Origin of the sequence: Halopseudomonas oceani (assembly GCF_002903165.1) — a bacterium.
Lineage (GTDB): Bacteria > Pseudomonadota > Gammaproteobacteria > Pseudomonadales > Pseudomonadaceae > Halopseudomonas > Halopseudomonas oceani.
Window position 1 is genome coordinate 138,641 of the sequence record NZ_PPSK01000006.1, and the last position, 18,259, is coordinate 156,899.

10 protein-coding genes are annotated in these 18,259 nt (G+C 60.9%); 8 read left to right on the forward strand and 2 right to left on the reverse strand.

Annotated elements, in window-relative coordinates:
* The first annotated feature begins 224 nt into the window (after positions 1-224).
* The 5 genes from gltB to C1949_RS08840 all read left to right on the forward strand — a co-directional run bounded on the left by gltB (position 225) and on the right by C1949_RS08840 (position 9,586).
* Positions 225-4,676, forward strand: coding sequence for a glutamate synthase large subunit (gene gltB / locus C1949_RS08820; RefSeq protein ID WP_104738111.1), 4,452 nt, complete (start codon positions 225-227; stop codon positions 4,674-4,676).
* A 108-nt stretch (positions 4,677-4,784) separates the two neighbouring features.
* Positions 4,785-6,203 carry an FAD-dependent oxidoreductase gene (locus C1949_RS08825; protein WP_104738112.1) on the forward strand — a complete coding sequence of 473 codons (1,419 nt, stop codon included), beginning with the start codon at positions 4,785-4,787 and terminating at the stop codon, positions 6,201-6,203.
* Between the two features lie 114 nt (positions 6,204-6,317).
* Positions 6,318-7,400: a uroporphyrinogen decarboxylase gene (gene hemE, locus C1949_RS08830; RefSeq protein WP_104738113.1), complete on the forward strand. Its 1,083-nt coding sequence runs from the start codon at positions 6,318-6,320 to the stop codon at positions 7,398-7,400.
* A gap of 55 nt (positions 7,401-7,455) precedes the next feature.
* Complete coding sequence (locus C1949_RS08835) at positions 7,456-8,226, forward strand: ParA family protein (protein WP_104738114.1); 771 nt, start codon at positions 7,456-7,458, stop codon at positions 8,224-8,226.
* A gap of 85 nt (positions 8,227-8,311) precedes the next feature.
* The gene (locus C1949_RS08840) at positions 8,312-9,586 is read left to right on the forward strand and encodes a bifunctional O-acetylhomoserine aminocarboxypropyltransferase/cysteine synthase (RefSeq protein WP_104738155.1); all 1,275 of its coding nucleotides are present in this window, start codon (positions 8,312-8,314) and stop codon (positions 9,584-9,586) included.
* A gap of 187 nt (positions 9,587-9,773) precedes the next feature.
* Here C1949_RS08840 and C1949_RS08845 read toward each other — a convergent pair whose 3' ends face one another.
* Both C1949_RS08845 and selO read right to left on the reverse strand, forming a co-directional pair.
* Positions 9,774-11,561, reverse strand: coding sequence for an SLC13 family permease (locus tag C1949_RS08845; RefSeq protein WP_104738115.1), 1,788 nt, complete (start codon positions 11,559-11,561; stop codon positions 9,774-9,776).
* 137 nt (positions 11,562-11,698) lie between these two features.
* A complete protein-coding gene (selO, locus tag C1949_RS08850; RefSeq protein WP_104738116.1) occupies positions 11,699-13,123 on the reverse strand; it encodes a protein adenylyltransferase SelO in 1,425 nt (474 codons plus the stop codon).
* Between the two features lie 189 nt (positions 13,124-13,312).
* Here selO and C1949_RS08855 point away from each other — a divergent pair, with 189 nt between their 5' ends.
* The 3 genes from C1949_RS08855 (at position 13,313) to C1949_RS08865 (ending at position 18,253) form a co-directional block, all read left to right on the forward strand.
* On the forward strand, positions 13,313-15,100 hold the full coding sequence (locus C1949_RS08855) for an acyl-CoA dehydrogenase C-terminal domain-containing protein (protein ID WP_104738117.1): 1,788 nt from the start codon (positions 13,313-13,315) through the stop codon (positions 15,098-15,100).
* Positions 15,101-15,313: 213 nt separating this feature from the next.
* The gene (locus C1949_RS08860) at positions 15,314-17,092 is read left to right on the forward strand and encodes an acyl-CoA dehydrogenase C-terminal domain-containing protein (protein ID WP_104738118.1); all 1,779 of its coding nucleotides are present in this window, start codon (positions 15,314-15,316) and stop codon (positions 17,090-17,092) included.
* A gap of 150 nt (positions 17,093-17,242) precedes the next feature.
* Positions 17,243-18,253 carry a class 1 fructose-bisphosphatase gene (locus tag C1949_RS08865; RefSeq protein WP_104738119.1) on the forward strand — a complete coding sequence of 337 codons (1,011 nt, stop codon included), beginning with the start codon at positions 17,243-17,245 and terminating at the stop codon, positions 18,251-18,253.
* The last annotated feature ends 6 nt before the right edge of the window (positions 18,254-18,259 follow it).

Here is an 18,259-nt window from a genome sequence, read left to right on the forward strand (position 1 = left end):
CACGAATGCTGTTAGACGGGTGGTTTGCTAGCCCGGAGTCAGGCGGTAAAGTTTCCTATTTACGACATTTGAATACGCTTAAGCGGCATTTTTCCCCCAAAAAAAATTGTGGGGGCGCATGCCGCTGTGTACAATTACTCCCCTTTTGTCCGGCGCCGCGCCAGATTTTTCCGTGGTCTGGAGCCGCACGCGCCCGAATTTACTAGCTTGTTGAGAGAGTGCCTATGAAAGCAGGTCTATACCAGCCTGATCAGTTCAAGGATAACTGTGGTTTCGGCTTGATTGCCCACATGGAAGGCCAGCCCAGTCATCACCTGCTGCAGACGGCGATCGAAGCACTGACATGCATGACTCACCGTGGTGGCATCAACGCCGACGGTAAGACCGGCGACGGTTGTGGTTTGCTCATTCAAAAGCCGGATCGTTTCCTGCGTGAAGTTGCCCGCGAAGCGCTGGCAGTCGAGCTGCCCGAGCAGTACGCCGTCGGCATGGTGTTCATGGGCGCTGATGAGGCCGCCAGCACCGCTGCCAAGCAGGCCTTTGCCGATGCGTTGAGTGATCAGGGGTTGACCGGCCTGGGCTGGCGCGAAGTGCCGGTTGATCCGTCTGTTCTCGGTCCGCTGGCGCTGGGCAGCATGCCGCGCATTGAACAAGTGTTCGTATCCGGCGAAGGGCTGGACGAGCAGCAGTTTGCCGTCAAGCTGTTTTATGTTCGCCGCAAGGCCGAAATTGCCATGCAGGCCGACAGCAGCTTCTACGTCTGTAGTCTGTCGCACAAGGTCGTTTCCTATAAAGGCCTGATGATGCCGGCGGATCTGGACAAGTTCTATCCCGATCTGGGTGATGCCCGCATGGAAACCGCGATCAGCGTTTTCCACCAGCGTTTCTCCACCAACACCCTGCCGAAGTGGCCGTTGGCACAGCCGTTCCGTCTGGTTGCCCACAATGGTGAAATCAACACCATCACTGCCAACCGTAACTGGGCCCAGGCGCGTCGCCACAAGTTCACCAATGATCTGATGCCCGATCTGGATAGTCTGGCGCCGCTGGTTAACACCACCGGTTCCGACTCCTCCAGCATGGACAACATGCTCGAACTGCTGATTTGTGGGGGTATGGACCTGTTCCGCGCCATTCGCATGGTCGTGCCGCCGGCGTGGCAGAACGTTGAGACCATGGACGCCGATCTGCGCGCGTTCTACGAATACAACTCCATGCATATGGAGGCTTGGGACGGCCCGGCCGGTATCGTACTGACCGAGGGTCGCTACGCGGTCTGTCTGCTGGACCGTAATGGCCTGCGTCCGGCGCGTTATGTCATCACCAAGAACGGCTACATCACCCTGGCCTCCGAAATCGGTGTCTGGGATTACCAGCCCGAGGATGTGATCAGCAAGGGCCGTGTTGGCCCGGGTCAGATTCTGGCCGTCGATACCCAGACCGGCGAAGTGCTGCACACCGATGACGTCGCGAACCGGTTGAAGTCCCGCCACCCTTATCGCAAGTGGCTGAAGGAAAATGCTGTGCGCATCCAGGCGCACCTGGATGACCGCGACCACGGCTCTGACTTCCTGTCTGCCGAACGTCTGAAGCAGTACATGAAGATGTTCCAGGTCACCTTCGAAGAGCGTGATCAGGTGCTGCGTCCGCTGGCCGAGAACGGTCAGGAAGCAGTCGGCTCGATGGGTGATGACACGCCGATGGCTGTCCTGTCCGGCCGTGTGCGTTCGGTCTACGACTACTTCCGTCAGCAGTTTGCCCAGGTGACCAACCCGGCGATTGACCCGCTGCGTGAAGCTATCGTTATGTCGCTGGAAACCTGCCTGGGTGCCGAGCGCAACGTCTTTGAAGAGACGGCTGATCACGCCAACCGGGCGATCCTCAGCTCGCCGGTGATCTCGCCGGCCAAGTGGCGTGCGATCATGAACCTGGAGTCTCGTCCCGGTTTCGCCCGTCACACGGTTGACCTGAACGTCGCTGAAGGCACGCTGTTGAGCGATGCGGTGAATGATATCGCCGCTCAGGCTGAAGCTGCCGTGCGTGAAGGCAAGACCCTGATCGTGCTGAGCGACCGCTCGATCGAACAGGGCAAGCTGCCGGTTCACGCCGCGCTGGCTGTCGGAGCCGTGCACCATCACCTGACCGCCATCGGCTTGCGCTGCGAATGCAACATTCTGGTTGAGACCGCTACCACCCGTGACCCGCACCATTACGCGGTACTGATCGGCTTCGGTGCGACCGCGGTGTACCCGTACCTGGCCTACGAAGTGCTGGGCGACCTGATCCGCACTGGTGAGGTCATCGGCGACCTGTACGAGACCTTCAAGTACTACCGCAAGGGCATTTCCAAGGGCCTGCTGAAGATCTTGTCGAAGATGGGTATCTCCACCATCGCCTCCTATCGTGGCGCCCAGCTGTTTGAAGCGGTGGGTCTGGCCGACGAAGTCGTTGATGTCTGCTTCAAGGGCGTTGCCAGCCGCATTCAGGGTGCCCGCTTCCAGGATCTGCAGGCCGAACAGGCGCTGCTGGCCAAGGAAGCCTGGAATCCGCGCAAGTCGATCCAGCAGGGTGGTTTGCTCAAGTTCGTGTTTGGTGGCGAATACCATGCCTACAACCCGGACGTGGTTCGCGCGCTTCAGGACGCGGTACAGGGCGACAGCTACGACAAGTATCAGGAGTACGCCGCGCTGGTGAACAGCCGTCCGGTTGCGGCGCTGCGTGACCTGCTCAAGGTGCGCGATGACCAGCAGGCGATTGCGCTGGATGACGTCGAGCCGCTGGAGTCGATCTTCAAACGCTTTGACTCCGCCGGTATCTCTCTGGGCGCACTGTCTCCCGAGGCGCACGAGGCGATCGCCGAGGCGATGAACCGTCTGGGTGCGCGCTCCAACTCCGGGGAAGGCGGGGAAGATCCTGAGCGTTACGGTACCGAGCGTACCTCCAAGATCAAGCAGATCGCCTCCGGTCGTTTCGGTGTTACGCCTGAGTATCTGGTCAACGCGGAAGTGCTACAGATCAAGGTTGCCCAGGGTGCCAAGCCCGGTGAAGGCGGCCAGCTGCCGGGCGGTAAGGTCAACGAACTGATTGCCCGCCTGCGCTACGCGGTGCCGGGTGTGACCCTGATTTCGCCGCCGCCGCACCACGACATCTACTCGATTGAAGATCTGTCGCAGCTGATTTTTGACCTCAAGCAGGTCAACCCGCAGGCGCTGGTCTCGGTCAAGCTGGTATCCGAACCGGGCGTTGGCACCATCGCTGCTGGTGTGGCCAAGGCCTATGCGGACCTGATCACCATTTCCGGTTACGACGGTGGTACCGGCGCCTCGCCGCTGACCTCCATCCGCTACGCCGGCTCCCCATGGGAGCTAGGCCTGTCCGAAGCCCATCAGACCCTGCGCGGCAACGACCTGCGTGGCAAGGTCCGGGTACAGACCGACGGTGGTCTGAAGACCGGTCTGGACGTGGTCAAAGCGGCGATCCTCGGTGCCGAGAGCTTCGGCTTTGGTACCGCGCCGATGATCGCCCTGGGCTGCAAATACCTGCGTATCTGCCACCTGAACAACTGCGCGACCGGTGTTGCGACCCAGAACCAGCATCTGCGCGACAACCACTACATTGGCACAGTGCAGATGGTGATGAACTTCTTCACCTACGTGGCTATGGAAACTCGCGAGTGGCTGGCTAAGCTGGGCGTGCGTAGTCTGGAAGAGCTGATCGGCCGTACCGATCTGTTGGAGATCCTGCCGGGTACGACTGCCAAGCAGCAAAACCTGGATCTTGAGCCGCTGCTGTTTAGCAAGGACGTGTCTGCCGACAAGCCGCAGTTCTGCGAGTCGCCGCGTAACGAGCCGTTCGACAAGGGCCTGACTGCCGAGAAGATGGTTGAAATGGCGCGCGCTGCCATCGATGGCCGCACCGGTGGCGAGTTCGAGCTGTCACTGACCAACTGTGACCGTTCCATCGGTGCTCGTGTATCCGGCGAGATTGCCAAGGTGCACGGCAACCAGGGCATGGTCACTGCGCCGATCACCTTCCGTATGACTGGCACCGCCGGTCAGAGCTTCGGCGTCTGGAACGCCGGTGGTCTGCACATGTATCTGGAAGGCGATGCCAACGACTACGTCGGTAAGGGCATGACCGGCGGCAAGCTGACCATCGTGCCGCCGAAGGGTAGTCCGTTCCGCTCGGAGCAGACCTCGATCATCGGTAACACCTGTCTGTACGGTGCCACCGGTGGCAAGCTGTTCGCAGCCGGTGTGGCCGGCGAGCGCTTCGCAGTGCGCAACTCCGGCGCCCACGCGGTTATCGAAGGCGCTGGCGACCACTGCTGCGAGTACATGACTGGCGGTATGGTTTGCGTACTCGGCGGCACCGGCCACAACTTCGGTGCCGGTATGACTGGCGGTTTTGCCTACGTGCTGGACATGGACAATGCGTTCTTCGACAAGCTGAACCATGAGCTGGTCGAGATGCACCGCATCAGCAATGAGTCGATGGAAATGTACCGTAGCCACCTGACCCAGGTGCTGACCGAGTATGTTGCCGAGACCGCTAGTGCATGGGGTGCCGAGGTGCTGGACAACCTGGACGACTACATCCGCCGCTTCTGGCTGGTCAAGCCAAAGGCCGCAAGTCTGCGTGCCCTGCTGACTACCACGCGTGCGAACCCACAATAAAGCCGCCGCAGGCAGGCTGCCGCGCCGCTGAGCGCCCAGCCTGTTGCTGGCCCTGATGAGTCTTGCAGTGGCGTGATCAAACCGCCGTTGCAGTTTAGAGGTTGAGATATGGCAGACCGTTTGAACAACGACTTCCAGTTTATCGATGTAGGTCGTGAAGATCCCAAGAAGCGCCCGCTGCGCGCGCGCAAGACCCAGTTCGTCGAGATTCACGAGCAGTTCAAGCCGGAAGCGGCGTCCGAGCAGGCGCATCGCTGCCTCGGCTGCGGTAACCCGTACTGCGAATGGAAGTGCCCCGTGCACAACTTTATTCCGAACTGGCTGAAGCTGGTGTCCGAGGGCAACATCCTCGAAGCCGCCGAACTGTCGCACCAGACCAACACCTTGCCGGAAGTCTGCGGCCGCGTTTGCCCGCAGGATCGCCTGTGTGAAGGCGCCTGTACCCTGAACGACGGCTTTGGCGCGGTTACCATCGGCTCGGTCGAGAAATACATCACCGACACCGCCTTCGCGATGGGCTGGCGTCCTGACATGTCGGGCGTGGTGCCGACCGGTAAGCGTGTCGCCATCATCGGTGCCGGCCCGGCCGGTCTCGGCTGTGCTGACGTGCTGGCCCGTGCCGGTGTCAGCCCGGTGGTATTCGACCGCTATCCGGAAATCGGTGGCCTGCTGACCTTCGGTATCCCGGAGTTCAAGCTGGAGAAGAGTGTGCTGTCACGCCGCCGTGAAGTGTTCGAAGGCATGGGTATCGAGTTCCGCCTGAACACCGAGATCGGCAAGGACGTCATGATCGACGATCTGCTGGCCGAGTACGACGCGGTGTTCATGGGCATGGGTACCTACACCTACATGAAGGGCGGCTTCCCGGGTGAAGACCTGCCAGGCGTCTACGATGCGCTGGACTTCCTCATTGCCAACGTTAACCGCAATCTCGGGTTCGAGAAATCGGCTGATGACTTCATCGACATGAAGGGCAAGAAGGTGGTTGTCCTCGGTGGTGGTGATACCGCTATGGACTGTAACCGCACGTCCATTCGCCAGGGTGCGACCGCCGTGACCTGCGCCTACCGTCGTGACGAAGCCAACATGCCGGGTTCGCGCAAGGAAGTGAAGAACGCCAAGGATGAGGGCGTGAAGTTCCTGTTCAACCGTCAGCCGATTGCGATTGTCGGCGAAGACAAGGTTGAAGGCGTCAAGGTGGTGGAAACCCGTCTGGGTGAGCCGGACGCCCGCGGTCGCCGCAGTCCCGAGCCGATTCCGGGTTCCGAAGAAGTGCTGCCGGCAGACGCCGTGGTTATTGCCTTCGGTTTCCGTCCGAGCCCGGCAGACTGGTTTGCTGACAAGAACGTCGAGACTGACAGCCAGGGCCGCGTGATTGCGCCTGAGCAAGGTCAGTACAAGTTCCAGACCAGCAACCCGAAGATCTTTGCCGGCGGCGATATGGTGCGCGGCTCTGATCTGGTGGTAACGGCGATCTTTGAAGGCCGTCAGGCTGCCGAGGGTATCCTCGACTTCCTCGAGGTGTGACAACCAGTCACACATGCAAGGGCGCCTCCGGGCGCCCTTGTTGTTTCACTCGCTGATCTTTGCCTGCAATTGCCGCTACAATGGCCGCTGACTTTTTCGACTGGATGTGCCCCCATGACCGAACTCAAGAATGATCGTTTCCTGCGCGCGCTGATGCGTCAGCCGGTAGATGTCACCCCTGTGTGGATGATGCGTCAGGCTGGCCGCTATCTGCCGGAGTATCGCGCCTCGCGTGCACGGGCGGGTGACTTTATGGGGCTGTGCATGAATCCGGAGATGGCCTGCGAGGTCACCCTGCAGCCGCTGGATCGCTACCCGCTGGACGCAGCCATTCTGTTCTCCGATATCCTGACCATCCCAGATGCCATGGGCCAAGGGCTGTACTTTGAGACCGGCGAAGGTCCGCGCTTTCGCAAGGTGATTAACAGCCTGGCCGATATTGAAGCCCTGCCGGTTCCCGATCCGGAGCAGGACCTTGGGTACGTCATGGACGCAGTGCGCACCATTCGCCGTGAACTGAACGGCCGGGTGCCGCTGATTGGCTTTTCCGGCAGTCCCTGGACGCTGGCGACCTACATGGTCGAGGGCGGCTCCTCCAAGGATTTCCGCAAGACCAAGGCCATGCTGTACGACCAGCCGGAAGCCATGCACCTGCTGCTCGACAAGCTCGCCCAGTCTGTTACCAGTTACCTCAACGGCCAGATTCTCGCTGGAGCCCAGGCGGTGCAGATTTTTGACACCTGGGGCGGCAACCTGTCTGCCGACGCCTACCAGAAGTTCTCGCTGGCCTACATGCGCAAGATCGTTGCCGGCCTGATTCGCGAGCATGAGGGGCGCAAGATTCCGGTTATCCTGTTCACCAAGAACGGCGGCCTGTGGCTGGAAAGCATCGCCGATGCCGGTGCCGACGCCCTGGGTCTGGACTGGACCATGGACATTGGCGTTGCCCGTTCGCGGGTTGGTGCAAAGGTTGCATTGCAGGGCAACATGGACCCGACTGTGCTGTACGCCAAGCCGGCGGCGATTCGCGCTGAGGTTGCGCGCATCCTGGCCAGTTACGGCAAGGGCAGCGGCCATGTGTTCAACCTGGGCCACGGCATTACACCCGAGGTCGATCCGGCTCACGCTGGTGCCTTCATCGAAGCGGTACACGAATTGTCAGCGATCTATCACGATCCGAATGCTATCGTGGTCTGACGATTCCTGCGCCAAGATGGCGCACGGCGGGAGCGACTGAACAAGGAGAAGGCGTATGCGCAGGGTAGTTTTCAACCAGAAGGGCGGTGTCGGTAAGTCCAGCATCGCCTGCAACCTCGCCGCGGTCAGCGCTGCGGCGGGCTACAAGACCCTGGTGATTGATCTGGATCCGCAGGCTAACTCCAGTCACTACCTGCTGGGTGAACGGATGGCGGACATCGATACCACCATCGCCGACTTCTTCGCCCAGACCCTGTCCAGCGGACTGTTCAGCAAGAAGGCCGAGAACTTCGTCACCGAGACGCCGTTCGAGAACTTATGGTTGATGCCGGCCAGCCCCGAGCTGGCCGAGCTGCAGCACAAGCTGGAGTCGCGCTACAAGATCCAGAAGCTGCGCAAGTTGCTGAACGACCTCAAGGACAACTACGAGCGGATCTACATCGACACCGCCCCGGCGTTCAACTTCTACACCATGTCGGCGCTGATTGCCTCGGACCGCGTGCTGATCCCGTTCGACTGCGACAGCTTCTCCCGGCAGGCGCTCTACGGTCTGCTGAGCGAGTTGGAAGACGTGCGTGAAGAGCATAACGAGGATCTGGCGGTTGAAGGTATTGTCGTCAACCAGTTCCAGCCGCGTGCGGCGCTGCCGCAGAAGATGCTTGATGAACTGATCGCCGAGGGGTTGCCGGTGCTGCCTGTGCACCTGAACAGCTCGGTACGCATGCGCGAGTCGCATGAAGCAGCCACTCCGCTGATCTTCCTTGACGGTCGGCACAAGCTGACTCAGCAGTTCATGGCGTTGCACGATCACATCGAGAGTCAATAAGTCACGCCTGTCCGGATTGACCGTTCGGGCTTCCTTCTGCATGCTCGGCGCTGGGCTTGAACAACTCGACAACAAGGACAGCGCAATGAAGCTTGAAACGCTCGCCATTCACGCCGGCTACACCCCAGACCCGAACACCCACGCGGTGGCCGTGCCGATCTACCAGACCACCTCGTACTCCTTTGACAATACCCAGCACGGTGCCGACCTGTTCGACCTGAAGGTGCCGGGCAACATCTACAGCCGCATCATGAACCCGACCAACGATGTGCTGGAGCAGCGGGTTGCCGCGCTCGAGGGCGGTGTCGGTGCGCTGGCCGTTGCCTCCGGCATGGCCGCTATTACCTACGCGATCCAGACGCTGGCTGAAGCCGGCGACAATATCGTGTCGGTGGCCAAGCTGTATGGCGGCACCTACAACCTGTTTGCCCACACCCTGCCGCGTCAGGGCATCGAGACCCGGTTTGCTTCCCACGACGACATCGCCGCGCTGGAAAGCCTGATTGATGCACGCACCAAGGCGGTGTTCTGCGAATCCATTGGCAACCCGTCCGGTAACGTCATCGACATTCAGGCGCTGGCCGACGCGGCTCACCGCCACGGCGTCCCGCTGATCGTCGATAACACCGTGGCCACACCGGCGCTGTGCCGCCCGTTTGAGCACGGCGCGGACATCGTGGTCCACTCGCTGACCAAATATATGGGCGGTCACGGTACCACTCTGGGCGGCATCGTTGTCGATGGTGGCTGCTTCCCGTGGGCCGAGAACGCGGAACGTTTCCCGCTGCTCAATACCGCCGACCCGTCCTATCACGGCGTGGTCTACACCGAGGCCTTCGGCCCGGCCGCCTTTATTGGTCGCTGTCGCGTTGTGCCGCTGCGCAACATGGGCGCGGCACTGTCGCCGTTCAACGCCTTCATGATCCTGCAGGGGCTGGAAACGCTGGCGCTGCGCATGGAGCGCCACTGCGACAACGCGATGGCGGTGGCGGCATTCCTGAAGAACCACCCGCAGGTCGCCTGGGTGCAGTACGCCGGACTGGAAGATCACCCCGAGCACGCCCTGGCCAAGCGCTATATGGGCGGCAAGCCGGCGTCGGTACTGTCGTTCGGAATCAAGGGCGGCCAGGAAGCCGGTGCGCGCTTTATCGACGCGCTCAACCTGGTGGTGCGACTGGTCAACATCGGCGACGCCAAGTCATTGGCCTGCCACCCGGCATCCACTACCCACCGTCAGCTGAACGACGAGGAGCTGGCCAAGGCCGGTGTGCCGCGTGACATGGTGCGCCTGTCGATCGGTATCGAACATATCGACGATATCCTCGCCGATCTGTCGCAGGCGCTCGACGCTTCGCTTTAGTCACCTCCCGCTTTGCGGGAGCTGAGCCACAAGCGTCAAGCCACAAGCCACAAGCAAAACCCGCGCGGTGTTGAATCGCGCGGGTTTTCTTGTGGTTGGGATAGCACCCTGAATGCTAAAAAGCGTTTGACTGCCTGTAGGCCAATTCATCCTGACTGCGCTTGCAGCTCGCGCGCGCCAGCGCGCGCTAGGGAAACAGCGGCCAGACGAGCGGAATGATCAGCGAGCCGGCTGCCCACATGATCAGGTTCAGCGGCACGCCGATACGCATGAAGTCGGCGAAACGGTAGCCGCCAGCGCTGTAGACGAAGGTGTTGGTCTGGTAGCCGATCGGGGTGGCGAAACTGGCGCTGGCAGCGAACATGACGGCGACGACGAATGGGCGAGGGTCGGCGCCCAGCTGCTGGGCAACGCCGATGGCAATCGGGGTGACCAATACCGCTACCGCGTTGTTACTGACCACCTCGGTGAGAACCGAGGTCAGCAGGTAGATGAACGACAGCATGAACAGCGGGCCGAGCAGCGGTGACAGGGTCATCACGTGGCTAACCACGGTGTCGACCAGGCCGACCTTGTTCATCGCGATGCTGATCGCCAACATGCCGAAGATCAGCGTCAGGATGCGCCAGTCGATGGCCTTGTAGGCGTCTTCGGTATCCAGACAGCCGGTGGCGACGACCAGCGCGGCGGCGATCATCGCCAGCCCCTCAATCGGCATGACCTTGAATGCGGCCAGCACCATCACGGCCAGCACGGCAGCAATGGCAATCGGCGCCTTGTCGCGGCGGTAGGCGCGTTCCTGTACCGAGTTGAGGCTGATCAGTTCGCCATTGTCGGCAAACTTCTTGATCTGCGCGGGCGTGCCCTCGACCAGCATCACGTCGCCGAATTGCAGCTCGAAGTCGTCCAGGTTGTCCTGAATATTCTCGTTATGGCGATGCACTGCCAGTACGTGAATACCGTAGCGTGCCGTCAGGTTGAGGTCGCGCATCGGGCGGTGGCTGTAGCGCGAGTTGCGGCCGACGATGGCCTCGGCCAGCATCACGTCGCGGGTCGAAATGGTCTCGAAGCTGTCCGGGCGGTTGATCGCCAACAGGCCGTTCTGACGCAGCTCGACGAAGTCGCGCATGCCGGCGTGCAGCACCAGCCGGTCGCCGGCCAGCAGCCGAGTGTCGTTGAGCGGGGTCGACAGCTCGTCGTCGCCACGGAAGATTTTCAGCACCCGGATGCCGCTGTTGCCATTCAGGTTGGCCTGACTGATGGTCTGGCCAATCACTGGCGAGTCGTGCGGTACCAGCAGCTCGGTCATAAAGGTACGGGACTGATCCGGGCGCAGCTGGCGCGACAGGCTTTCGCGCTCCGGCAGTAGGCGGTGGCCAATCAGCAACACGAAGGCCATGCCGATGCCGGCCAGTATCAGCCCGGGCAGGGTGATCTCGAACATGCCGAAGGGCTCCATGCCCATCTGCCGGGCCACGCCGTCGACCAGGATGTTGGTCGAGGTGCCGATCATGGTCATGGTGCCGCCAAAGATGGTGGCGTAGGACAGCGGGATCAGCATTTTCGATGGCTTGCTGCCGACGCCCGTTGCCAGGGCGATGGCGACCGGCGTGAGAATCGCGACCACCGGGGTGTTGTTGATAAAGGTCGACAGCAGCAGGGCGGTCATCATCAGGCTGAACAGGGTGCGCCACTGACTGCCGCCGCCCATGCGCGACAGCCAGTTACCCAGCGTCTCCACGCAGCCAGTGCGTTCCAGTGCGGCAGACAGGATGAACATGCAGGCGATGGTGATGGGGGCGCTGTTGGACAGTACGCCAAGCACTTCGGAGGGCGTCAGCAGTTGGCTGACCAGCAGGACGGCCACGGCGATACCGACCACCACGTCGGGGCTGAACTTTTCCCGCGCGAAGGCGTAGAAAACCCAGCACAGCAGCAGTGCCACGCCAATCAGTGGCAGCGAATCCCAGCTCATCGGTTACCGAACTCTCTCGTGAGGGTCCGGACTCGGACCCAGGCTGGGCGTCACATTAAGAGGCGGAGCTATATTTGTCCAAGTACAAAAACTGATTTTTATATGCTTGTGAGGAATAAGCGTTGCAACAATCAGGATCAGGAGGAGCAGCTGATTTCCAAGTGTTTGCCCCAGTCTGGTGGCATGGCTGCGTACGCATCGGCTCCTGCTTGCGTTTCGAATGGCCGGCGCAGGATATGGTGCAGGCGGCGCACCTCATCAAAATCCTCCTGCTCGGCTGCGGCGATGGCGTTTTGCGCCAGGTAGTTGCGCAATACGTAGAGCGGGTTGGCGGCCTGGCGCTCGCGCGTGCTGGCCTGGCAACGCGCTTGATGCTCTCGCAGCCAGCTGTCGAAGGCGCTGCGGTCGATGAAGTGGTCGCGTACCAGCGGGTTGTCTTCGGCCAGCTTGCGCAGGCTCAGGTGGTAGTCGGCGCCGCTGGTCTGCATCAGTTGCAGCAGCGCGTCCAGCTGCTCTGCGTCTTCTGCACGGGCGTCGCCCCAGCCCAGGCGGCGGCGCATCAGTGCCAGATAGTGCTGCTCAAATGTTGGTATGAATTGAGCCAGCTCGGCTTTCAGCGTATCGACGGCGATGAACGGCGTTAGCGCTTGCGCCAGGCAGGCGACATTCCACTGTGCGATCAATGGCTGGCGGTGGAAGGCATAACGCCCTTCGTGATCAGAGTGGTTGCAGACGTGGCGGGCATCGAAGGCGTCGAGGAAGGCATAGGGGCCGAAGTCGAAGGTGATTCCCAGAATCGACATGTTGTCGGTGTTCATCACCCCGTGACAGAAGCCCGAGGCCTGCCAGTGGGCGATCATTCTGGCGGTGCGCTTGAGTACGGCGCGAAACATCGCCAGCTCGGGTTCCGGCTGGTTGCGGCAGTCGGGGTAGCAGGTGTCGAGGGTGAAATCGAGCAGTTGGCGCAGTTCGTCGTGCTTGCGGGTGTAATAGAAGTATTCGAAGTGGCCGAAGCGAATGTGCGAGCGCGCCAGGCGCAGCAGCATAGCGCCACGCTCCTCGCGTTCGCGGTAGACCGGGTTGTCGCCGACGGTCACGCACAGGGCGCGGCTGGTCGGGATGCCGAGCGCATGCAGCGCTTCGCTGGCGAGGAACTCGCGGATCGACGAGCGCAGCACCGCACGGCCGTCACCCATGCGCGAGTAGGGCGTACTGCCGGCCCCCTTGAGGTGCAGATCCCAGTGTTCACCAGCCTGGTTCACCACTTCGCCCAGCAACAGGCCGCGACCATCGCCGAGTTGCGGGTTGTAGGCGCCGAACTGATGGCCGGAGTAAACCATCGCCCGCGGCTCAGCAGTGCTCCATAGCTTGTGGCCGGAAAACAGCTCGGTGAATAGCGGGTCGCTGGCCTCCGTCGGACCCAGATCTAGTAGTTGCAAGGCGTCCTCGCTGCATACCACCAGTCGTGGATTGTGCAGCGGATCAGGCATGACCTTGCTGGAGAACGTATCGCCCAGCGCAGCGAAGCGGTTGTCGAAGTGCAGATCGGCCAGAGTGGACACGGCGGGTTCCCGGGGGCAATGGATGCAGTGCCTATGCTACCGCAGGATGCTTCCGGTGTTATGGTCCTCCATCAGGCGGGGTAATGGACTGGCCAAAACCTTGACCGCAAGGGCGTGCATCCCTAGTGTTCAAACACCTGTATGAAATCATGCTGCCAGCAGTGACTGGCTGCCCTTTGGAGAGTCGACATGCCTGAATATAACGCCCCTTTGCGCGATATGCGCTTCGTCATGGACGAGCTGCTGGACATGACCGGCAGCTACGCTGCATACGGTCTGGAAGACGCCACCCCGGATCTGGTCAGCGCCATTCTCGAAGAGGGTGCCAAGTTTACCAATCAGGTGCTGTCTCCGCTGAACCGCACTGGTGACGAAGAAGGCTGCCACATCGAAAATGGTGTGGTCACCACGCCGAAGGGCTTCAAGGAAGCCTATCAGGCCTACTGCGAAAACGGCTGGGGTTCCATGACCGCTTCGCCGGAATACGGCGGGCAGGGTCTGCCGTCTTCGCTTGGTCTGATCATCGCCGAGATGGTTGCCTCCGCAAACTACTCCTTCAGCATGTACCCGGGGCTGTCCCACGGCTGTGCTGCGGCGATCGCTGCACACGGTACCCAAGAGCAGAAAGACCTGTACCTGAGCAAACTGACCCCCGGCACCTGGACCGGCACCATGTGTCTGACCGAGCCGCATTGTGGTACCGATCTCGGTCTGGTCAAGACCCGCGCCGTACCGCAGGCTGACGGCACCTACAAGGTCACCGGCACCAAGATCTTCATCTCGTGCGGTGAGCACGACATGTCCGAGAACATCGTCCACCTGGTGCTGGCCAAGCTGCCCGACGCGCCGGCTGGCACCAAGGGGATCTCCCTGTTCATCGTTCCCAAGTTCCTGCCGGATGCGAACGGTGAAGTGGGCGAGCGCAACAGCCTGGTCTGCGGCTCCATCGAGCACAAAATGGGCATCAAGGCTTCCGCAACCTGTGTGATGAACTTTGACGATGCTACCGGCTTCCTGATCGGTGACATCAACAAGGGTCTGAACTGCATGTTCACCATGATGAACCACGCCCGTCTGGGTACCGGCATGCAGGGCCTGTGTCACGGTGAAGCGTCCTATCAGTCCGCTCTGGCGTATGCCAAGGACCGTCTGCAGATGCGTTCGCTGAAAGGCCCGGCTGCTCCTGAGAAGGCGGCTGATCCGATCATCGTTCACCCGGACGTGCGTCGCATGCTGCTGACCATGAAGGCGTTCAACGAAGGTAACCGCGCGCTGGCCTACTATACTGCCAGCCTGCTGGATCAGGCCCACTACGCGAGCGAAGAAGCGCGCGCTGACGCCGAGGCCCAGCTGGCCTTCCTGACGCCGATCTGCAAAGCCTTCATGACCGATACCGGTCTGGAAGCGACCCTGCTGGGTCAGCAAGTGTTTGGCGGTCACGGCTTCATCCGTGAGTGGGGTCAGGAGCAGCAGGTACGCGACTGCCGTATCGCGCCGATCTACGAAGGCACCAACGGCATTCAGGCGCTCGACCTGCTGGGTCGCAAGGTGCTGGGTAGCCAGGGCAAGCTGCTGAAGGCGTTCACCAAGCAGGTTCATCTGCTGTGCAAGGAAGTCGAAGGCAATGCTGCGTTCGGCGAGTACGCCAAGAAACTGGCCCAGCTGAATGCCCAGTGGGGCGAGCTGACCACGTCCGTCGGCATGAAAGCCATGCAGAACCCGGAAGAAGTGGGCGCTGCAGCGGTTGATTACCTGGCGTTCTCCGGCTACGTCGTGCACGCCTACTTCTGGCTGAAGATGGCACTGGTTGCCCAGGCCAAACTGGAGGCCGGCAGCACCGAAGTGGACTTCTACAAAGGCAAGCTGGCGACTCAGGCGTTCTTCTATCAACGTCTGCTGCCGCGCGCTCAGGCCCACGCCGAAGCGCTGACCGCCGGTGCATCCAGTCTGATGGATATCGCCGTCGAGCAGTTCTGATCGGTTCGCTGATCTGAATAAAGAACCCCGGCCATGCCGGGGTTTTTTATTGCGCGTCAGGCGGCTAGCCTGACCCTGCCTTAAGTAATGTTGTTTATGGTGACCAATCAATAATGAAAAGTCATAAAAAGACGCTATAGGTTTTTTTGTTGTCGATATACAATCTCCCGCCTGCGCCGGTCTGAACCGGCACCGAACCACGAGGAGATATCCATGGCTGACTATAAAGCTCCCCTGCGCGACATGCGCTTCGTTCTCAATGAAGTTTTTGAGGTTTCCAAGCTCTGGGCACAATTGCCGGGCCTGGCTGAAGTGGTGGACGAAGAGACCGCTGTAGCCATCCTGGAAGAAGCCGGCAAGGTAACCGGCGGTGTCGTTGCACCGCTGAACCGCTCTGGCGACGAAGAGGGCTGCTCCTGGAACGATGGCGTCGTGACTACACCGGCCGGTTTCCCGGAAGCCTATCGCACCTACGCCGAAGGTGGCTGGGTGGGCGTGGGCGGTGCTCCCGAGTTCGGCGGCATGGGCATGCCGAAGGTGATCGGTGCTCAGGTCGAAGAAATGGTCAACTCCGCCAACCTGTCCTTCGGTCTGTATCCGATGCTGACCTCCGGCGCCTGCCTCTCGATCCTCAATCACGCGAGCCAAGAGCTGAAGGAAAAGTACCTGCCGAACATGTACTCCGGTACCTGGGCGGGCTCCATGTGTCTGACCGAGCCGCACGCCGGTACTGATCTGGGCATCATCCGTACCAAGGCCGAGCCGCAGGCTGACGGCAGCTACAAGATCAGCGGTACCAAGATCTTTATCACCGGTGGTGAGCACGACCTGACCGAGAACATCATCCACTTGGTACTGGCCAAGCTGCCTGATGCACCGGCCGGTCCGAAGGGGATTTCCCTGTTCCTGGTGCCCAAGGTCATGGTCAATGACGATGGTTCGCTGGGTGAGAAGAACTCCCTGTCCTGCGGCTCCATCGAGCACAAGATGGGTATTAAGGCCTCGGCTACCTGTGTGATGAACTTCGACGGTGCTACCGGTTGGATCGTTGATGAGCCGAACAAGGGCCTCAACGCGATGTTCACCATGATGAACTACGAGCGTCTGGGTGTGGGTATTCAGGGGCTGTCGCTGGGTGAACGCTCCTACCAGAACGCCATCGAATACGCCCGTGACCGCATCCAGAGCCGCGCGCCGACCGGCCCGGTTGCCAAGGACAAGGCCGCTGACCCGATCATTGTTCACCCCGACGTGCGTCGCATGCTGCTGACCATGAAGGCGCTGAACGAAGGCGGTCGTGCGTTCTCCAGCTATGTTGCCATGCAGCTGGATACCGCCAAGTACAGCGAAGACAAGGAAGTGCGCGCCCGTGCTCAGGAACTGGTAGCCCTGCTGACGCCGGTTGCCAAGGCGTTCCTGACCGACATGGGTCTGGAAACCACCGTTCACGGTCAGCAAATCTTTGGCGGCCACGGTTTCATCCGTGAGTGGGGCCAGGAGCAGCTGATCCGTGACTGTCGCATTACCCAGATCTATGAAGGCACCAACGGCATTCAGTCGCTGGACCTGATGGGTCGCAAAATCGTTGGTAGCGGTGGCGCCTTCTACAAGCACTTCAGCGATGAGGTCAAAGCCTTCATCGCCAGCGCTGACGCTGCTCTGGGCGAGTTCACCGGCCCGCTGGAAGCAGCCATCGGCAACCTCGATGAGCTGACTGCGTGGGTGATTGAGAACGCCAAGAACAACCCGAATGAAATTGGCGCCGCATCGGTCGAGTATCTGCAGGCCTTCGGTTACACCGCCTATGCCTACATGTGGGCACTGATGGCACGTACTGCGCTGGCTAAGCAGGCAGAAGACGAGTTCTACGTGAGCAAGCTGGGCACTGCGCGTTTCTACTTCGCGCGTCTGCTGCCGCGTATTCACTCGCTGACTGCGTCGGTCAAGGCTGGCAGCGAGTCGCTGTTCCTGCTCGACGAAGCTCAGTTCTGAGTCTGACGGTGCAGTAAAAAGCCCCGCTTCGGCGGGGCTTTTTCGTTTCTGCGCAGCCTTGTTGTCGCCGCCGGGGAGTATTCAGGAGGCGAAGCGCTCCCGGAGCGGGTAAACTGTGCGCGATTTTACTTTTCTCTCCGGAGCTTGCTCATGTCCCGTGTATCTCTCAGCCGCTACCTGATCGAACAGACGCGCAGCCACAACACCCCCGCCGATCTGCGTTTTCTCATCGAGGTGGTGGCACGTGCCTGTAAGGAAATCAGCCATGCCGTATCCAAGGGCGCCCTTGGTGGTGTGCTGGGCAGCATGGGCACCGAGAACGTACAGGGTGAGGTGCAGAAGAAGCTGGACGTGATCTCCAACGAGATCCTGCTTGAAGCCAACGAGTGGGGCGGTCACCTGGCCGGCATGGCGTCTGAAGAAATGGACAACGCCTACCAGATTCCGGGTCAGTATCCGAAGGGCGCTTACCTGCTGGTGTTTGATCCGCTGGATGGTTCCAGCAACATCGACGTCAACGTCTCGGTCGGTACCATCTTCTCGGTACTGCGCTGTCCCGACAAGTATGTGGAGCAGACCGGGAGTCTGGATGAGCAGGCCTTCCTGCAGCCGGGTACCGAGCAGGTGGCTGCCGGTTACGCGATCTACGGTCCGCAGACCATGCTGGTACTGACCTTGGGCGACGGCGTGATGGGCTTTACCCTGGACCGGGAGATGGGCAGCTTCGTGCTGACCCACGAGAACATGAAAGTACCTGCCAGCACCGCTGAGTTCGCCATCAACATGTCCAACCAGCGTCACTGGGAAGAGCCGGTCAAGCGCTATGTCGCCGAGCTGTTGGCGGGCAAGGAAGGTCCGCTGGAGAAGAACTACAACATGCGTTGGATCGCCGCCATGGTCGCCGACGTGCATCGTATCCTGACCCGCGGCGGTGTGTTCATGTACCCGCGCGATGCCCGCGAGCCGGAAAAGCCGGGCAAGTTGCGCCTGATGTACGAAGCCAACCCGATGTCGATGCTGATCGAGCAGGCTGGCGGTGCTGCCACCAATGGTCACCAGCGCATTCTCGATATTCAGCCGGAGTCGCTGCACCAGCGTGTTGCCGTGTTCCTGGGTTCCAAGGACGAGGTTGAGCGCGTTACCGGGTATCACAAGGGTTGAGCCGGA